Source organism: Cryobacterium sp. M15, assembly GCF_002929675.1.
GTDB classification, from domain to species: domain Bacteria; phylum Actinomycetota; class Actinomycetes; order Actinomycetales; family Microbacteriaceae; genus Cryobacterium; species Cryobacterium lyxosi.
The window spans coordinates 1-2,581 of record NZ_PJJW01000008.1; the positions used below are offsets into that span (position 1 = coordinate 1).

Below are 2,581 nucleotides of genomic sequence, written 5' to 3' on the forward strand. Positions count from 1 at the left end.
CTGTAAGTGATACGCGCTCGAGGACGGTGATCCCGTGCGCGGTGAGCTGGTCGACCTTGTCCGGGTTGTTGGTGAGGAGGCGCACCGCCTGAAGCCGGAGGTTGTGGAGGATCGCAGCCGCGGCAGAATAATCACGGCCATCCGCGGGGAGGCCGAGCGCGAGGTTCGCATCGAGCGTGTCTAAGCCGGCTTCTTGCAGCCGGTAGGCCTTGAGTTTGTTGACGAGTCCGATGCCGCGGCCCTCGTGGCCACGCATGTAGATCACGACACCGCCGTACTGATTGATTGTGTTGAGGGCGGAGTCAAGTTGGGGGCCACATTCACATTTCTGAGATTCGAAGACCTCACCTGTCAGACATTCGGAGTGCACACGAACGAGGCAGCCATCGGTTGGCGTGCCGGACACGACGGCGAGATGTTCACTGCCGGTGATGAGGTCGCGGTAGGCGCGGAACTGGAAAGTGCCGTGCTTGGTCGGGACGGTCGTTTCGACTTCAAACGTGACACCAGACATCTCGATGGCACGAATGGTGCCGACACCGACTCCCTCCGCCGAGAGTGCCGCGGTGGGTGCCCCCGAAGGGGTGATACTGAAACATGTTTCAGCCATGATCACAGCGATTCCAGTGGCACATCGGCATCCGTGAGCCTGGCGCGATCGACCTGGTTGCCGCGCCGGATGATGCCTTGCACGGCTTCGTTGACATCCCAGACATTCACGTTCATTCCCGCCACAACTTTTTCACCCGCGACCCAGAAGGCAATGAATTCGCGGCCAGCCCGGTCGCCTCGGTACACCACGTCAGCTCCCCGCGTCAGGGGCCCGAACCCGGAGTACTCCATTCCGACGTCGAACTGGTCGGTGTAGAAGTAGGGGATGTCGTCGAAGGACACCTTCTGGCCGAGCATCGACCGGGCCGCCGCCTTTCCACCATTCAAGGCATTGGCCCAGTGTTCGCTGCGCAGTCGCAACTTCGCCACGGGATGGTAGGCATTGGCAACGTCACCCGCTGCGTAGATTGCCGGGTCGCTCGTGCGAAGGGACGCATCGACGGAGACACCGTTATCGATCGTCAGCCCCGCCGAGTCGGCCAGCTCAACGTTGGGCGTGGCACCAATGCCGACCAAGATGAGGTCCGCGGGAATGACCTCTCCGCTGGTGAGTTTCACAGCGGTAGCTCGGCCGTCCTGTCCGAGAACACTGTCAACGGACACCGAACGTCGCAGAATGACGCCATTTTGTTCGTGGAGATCGGCGAACATTTGGCCGAGCTCGTCGCCGAGCGCGTTCGCCAAAGGGATCGGGTCGCGTTCAAGAATTGTCACGTCGTTTCCTAGGGTGCGTGCCGTCGCGGCTACCTCCATGCCGATCCAGCCCGAGCCGATCAAGATGAGGCGCAGGCTTCCGCCCGCAAGCAAAGGGCGCAGCGTGTCGGAGTCATCGAGGGTACGCAGGTAGCGCACCCCGTCGAGGTCTGCCCCGGGAATCGACAGGCGGCGAGATGACGAGCCAGTGGCTAGTAACAGCTTGTTGTACGCGATGGCCTCACCGGCGGCGGTATGAATGAGCTGGCGGGGGGCATCGATGCGGGCAACAGAAGTGCCGAGGAGTAAGTCCACGTCATGTTCCGCGTACCAGTCCTTTGGATCAACGTAGACAGAGTCGCGGTCACTGGATCCGCTGAGGTAGTCCTTCGAGAGCGGGGGGCGAATATAGGGCCGGTGCGCTTCGGCGCCGATCAGTTGGATCGGCCCGGTGAAGCCCTCTTCGCGCAGCGTCCTGGCAGCGGACGCACCAGCGAGCCCTGCTCCGACGATGACATAACTCTGAGAATCCGGCATGTTTCCTCTTTACTGGTCTGCTGGCGAGCTTCGTAGCCCAACTTTAGGAGCCTTCCGTTTATTTTGTCAAGATACTTTGTTTTAGAGTTACGATCATCACTATGAACGAACAGTCACGGTCGGACGACATCTCCGCAATAGCGTCGCTCAGCGATCCACTACGTCGCGCTTTGTTCGATCTTGTCTCTCAAAGCGCCACGCCGATGGGCCGTGATGAGGCGGCCGAGGCGCTGGGCGTTCCACGCGGAACGGTGGCGTTTCACTTGGAGAGACTTGCTCGATGCGGGCTGTTGGACACTGGATTCCAGCGCCGCACCGGCCGAACTGGTCCTGGCGCTGGACGGCCTGCCAAGCTCTACCGTCGTGCGGCCAACGAGATCGTCGTGTCCGTTCCGGGCCGACACTACGCTCTGGCCGGCGAGCTGTTGATTTCTGCCATCGAGCAATCTGATCGCACAGGGGAGCCCGCCCGGGAATCGCTCGCTCGCGTGTCCGAAGAACACGGTCGTGCATTGGGCACGAGTGCCGGCTCAGTGGATGCGGTGCTGCAGTCAACCGGATATGAGCCTTTGGATGATGGTGATGGCGGACTGCTTCTTCACAACTGCCCATTCCACCAGCTGGCGCAGAGTCACACCGAGACCATCTGCGCGGCCAACCTGGCCCTACTGGAAGGGGTCGCGGAAGGTGCGGGTGAGCGCGCCCGCAAGGTGCAATTTGCACCGAAAGACGGATACTG

2 protein-coding genes and 1 pseudogene are annotated in these 2,581 nt (G+C 61.4%); 1 reads left to right on the forward strand and 2 read right to left on the reverse strand.

What is annotated here, in order from left to right; genetic code table 11:
* Nucleotides 1–517, reverse strand: a pseudogene (locus CXY83_RS00075) (GTP cyclohydrolase II); the annotation flags it as partial.
* Between the two features lie 95 nt (nt 518–612).
* Nucleotides 613–1,842, reverse strand: coding sequence for an NAD(P)/FAD-dependent oxidoreductase (locus CXY83_RS00080; protein ID WP_104195420.1), 1,230 nt, complete (start codon nt 1,840–1,842; stop codon nt 613–615).
* Between the two features lie 101 nt (nt 1,843–1,943).
* Between CXY83_RS00080 and CXY83_RS00085 the strand changes: the two genes are divergently transcribed.
* A partial coding sequence (locus CXY83_RS00085; RefSeq protein ID WP_104195421.1) for a metalloregulator ArsR/SmtB family transcription factor occupies nt 1,944–2,581 on the forward strand: 638 nt, incomplete at its 3' end.